This is a genomic window from Mycobacterium sp., from assembly GCF_035506235.1.
Taxonomy (GTDB): Bacteria; Actinomycetota; Actinomycetes; order Mycobacteriales; family Mycobacteriaceae; genus Mycobacterium.
On record NZ_DATJPU010000281.1, the window covers coordinates 1 to 3,116 of the forward strand.

At 65.1% G+C, this 3,116-nt stretch carries 3 protein-coding genes and 1 pseudogene; all 4 read right to left on the reverse strand.

Annotated elements, in window-relative coordinates; all coding sequences use genetic code 11:
- Positions 1–230 precede the first annotated feature (230 nt).
- Positions 231–1,028, reverse strand: a complete 798-nt coding sequence (locus VMD50_RS26555; protein ID WP_475448470.1) for an ATP-binding protein — start codon at positions 1,026–1,028, stop codon at positions 231–233.
- Positions 1,022–2,641 carry an IS21 family transposase gene (istA, locus tag VMD50_RS26560; protein WP_325432389.1) on the reverse strand — a complete coding sequence of 540 codons (1,620 nt, stop codon included), beginning with the start codon at positions 2,639–2,641 and terminating at the stop codon, positions 1,022–1,024. Before istA ends, VMD50_RS26555 begins: the two co-directional genes overlap by 7 nt.
- A gap of 164 nt (positions 2,642–2,805) precedes the next feature.
- Positions 2,806–2,925: pseudogene (locus tag VMD50_RS26565) on the reverse strand (SRPBCC family protein); the annotation flags it as partial.
- Between the two features lie 30 nt (positions 2,926–2,955).
- Positions 2,956–3,116 (reverse strand): DUF2530 domain-containing protein (locus VMD50_RS26570; RefSeq protein ID WP_325432391.1); only part of this gene is annotated, 161 nt, incomplete at its 5' end.

Genomic DNA, 3,116 nt, shown 5'->3' on the forward strand with positions numbered 1-3,116 from the left:
CCAGCTTGTAATTCCTAGAGGAATAACCACGTCGGAGAACAGCATCGTCACCTGCTTGTACTCCGCCGATGCGGCGGTGAGCGTGACCGGCGTGCTGCACTCGTGTGACAGAACTTGTTCGTTTCCGCGTAGTTCCGTGCCACACGACCCACACGACAGTCCGTCGCGTGTCATTTGCCACGGTGATGGGACCACTGGTTAGCCACCAGCTAGGGACCACCTGTTTGGGCTCAGCGAGCATGGTGGTCGGGATTTTTCGCGCTGTCAACTGAGGGTTTTTGACGCCGCCGGTAAGACTGGCCTTCGACGACCAGTTCGTGCGCGGTGGAGGTGAGTCGATCGATCGCCGACTGGGCCAGTAGCGGGTCGCTCATCATGGCCAGCCACTCATCTGGGCTGCGGTTGGAAGTCAGCACGGTGGCGGCTCGGTGGTGGCGGGCCACGACCAGTTCGTAGAAGTCGGCGGTTTCGGTGGCGTCCATGGGTTGCAGCGCGAAGTCGTCGATCAACAGCAGCCGCACTTGCGCGAGGCGGCGCATCTCGGCTTCGGTGCTGTTGTCGAGTCGGGATGCCTTGAGCCGCTTGAACATCGCATCAGCGCGCAGCATCATGGTGGGAACCCGGCGGCGCACGGCGATGTGCCCGAGGGCGGTGGCCAGATGTGTTTTGCCTACCCCGACCGGCCCCAGGACACAAGCCCCGTGGGGTGCGTCGAGGAACCGCAGGCTGGTCAGCTCGTTCCATAGGGTGCGGTCGTAGCGCACGCCGGCACTCTCGTCCCAGGTATCCAGGCGCATGGCGGGGTCCAGCCCGGCGGTGCGGGCGCGCCGGGCCGCCGAGGTGGTGTCGCGCCGGGTGGCCTCGTCGGCGAGGACGAGCTCAAGAAACGCCACGTGGGATAGATGCTGTTGGTTGGCCAGGATGAGCCGCTCGGGCAGGGTGTCGAGCATGGGTGAGAGTTTGAGCTGGCGCAGCACCCGTTTGAGGTCTGGTGAGATTGGGTCTTGGACAATGGTTTTCGTCACCACAGCTGCTCCTGCTGGTTGCCGGGTAGCGCGCCGCCGTCAATGACCGTCATCCAGTCCGGCCGCTTGATCTGGTACTCGGCGGCGTCGCGGGCAAACCGCGCCGGCGCCAGGCCGCTGGCCGCCCGCGGCGGCGGTGTCGCGGTGTTCTCGGTGGCTTTCTCCAGCATGGCGGCGATCTTGGCCACCGAGATGACGTCGAGGTCCAGTGCGCGCCCGCACGCGGTGTCGGTGGGCCCGGCGCCGCAGCGTTTGACCAAAGACAGCAGCCGATACACTTGGCGCATCTTGGTCCAGGGCAGGTCGTGATCCAGCAGACGCTCGGCGTAGATGCCCACGTTGGTGCCGTGTGCGGCGGCGGCGGCCACCAGCCGGGCCACATCGCGCAGGGCGTAGGCGGTCTTCTCGGCGGGCAGATCGGCCGGGTCGGTGGACCGCCCGCCCGCCGGCTGGCGGGGGTGGGTCTTGACCAGCTGCCCGCGATAGAACAGCTTCACCAGTTCCTCGTCGGCGCGGGCGGAAAGCTGTTGCCCGAGAAGATGTTCTGGAATGGAGTAAAGAGCCCTGTCGATCTGCACGTGGTAGTCGCGGTGGACTTTGACCTCGACATAGACCGGCACGGCATAGGGTCGGTCGGGCGCGGGCAACAGTGCCGGCGCCTCCTGCTCGTTAAACACCGCCGTCGGTTGCGCGCAGGTGGTGCCGTGGATGCGCAGCCCGGCATTGTGCGCACACCAGGCTTGGACGCGGGCTTGGGCGTCGGCCAGATCGACGAAATCCTCTCCGGCGAAGAAGTTTCCGCGTACGTATTGTACTGCCCTCTCGACGCGTGGCTTGTCCTGGGGCGACGCGACCCTGGTGGGGTCGGTGACAAAGCCGCGGGCCTGCGCGTACTCCAGCCAACCTACGGTAAACTGCGGATTGACCGCATCTGCCTTGGCCACAATCGGTTTCATGTTATCGGGGATCAGCACCTTAAATACCCCTCCGAAGAACCGCCAAGCCGCCTCACACCCGGCGACGATCGCCTCCAGGGTCTGGGAAAACGTCAACCACACGAACATGTGCCGCGAATACACGGCGGTGAAAATCAGCGCGTGCACCACCCGGCGCCGACCGGCCTCCGAGTCGAAGATCATCCCCATCCGGGCGAAGTCGATCTGGCACTCCATCCCAGGTTCGCCGTCTGCCGCCGGCACCGTCGCGCCACGGCGCCGGCCCCGATACTCGGTGCGCTGCTGGCAGTACCGGTGCAGGGTGCGCTGAGGCACCAGCACTCCTTCACGGGCCAAAAGATCGACCATCTTGACCACCGACAAGCCCTCTTTAACCCAGCCCTCGATACGACTATGGCGGCCGCACAACGCTTCCCACACCGCACCATGGCCCTGGGGGCGATCCGGTCGCACCGCAGCCACTACCGCACCGATCAGTTCATCGGTGAGCTGCTCGACGCCACCCTCACGATCCAGCCCGGCTGCCACGGCCGCGTCCACATACCGGCGGACCGTCTTGCGATCCACCCCAGCCAGGGCGGCCACCCGCCGATACCCTGCACCCGATAGCCAGCAACGCAGCACCTCAACTACCTCGACCACCGAAACCTCCCGAAACATCCCTGGACCTCCTCCACGTCAATCGACGTTGAAGCGATCCGATCCAATAATTGAGCGACCACCCGGCACGACACGCCGGGTGGTCCCATTACTGGCTAACGGGTGGTCCCATGACCGTGGCTAAACCCTGCTCAAACCGGTCCCATCACCGTGGCGGTCGACACCTTCATCATTCGGCACTGCGGGCTCCATTCACCCATTCGGCCGAAATCGGTGATCAACGCCCATACCTTGTTGGCGGGCGCACTGATCTCGATCTCTGCTTGCAATACCGGTGCTGCCATTGCGTCTCCTCAGGTCCACCAATTCTGCAATTACCGAAGCCCGGTTTGGGCTCCCCGCGAGCCGCTGCGGGCAGCATGACGTTGCCATAGGAACAGCACGGTCGCTAACACGGCCAGCCCCAGCCCGGCGACGGTGACTGGGCGCCACGTCTGCAGGCTGGGCACCGTGAACGCCACGACCGCGGCAACGA

Bases quoted from the DNA above. Each gene is read 5' to 3' on its own strand.
- istA (WP_325432389.1), bottom strand. From the start codon at position 2,641: ATGTTTCGGGAGGTTTCGGTGGTCGAGGTAGTTGAGGTGCTGCGTTGC.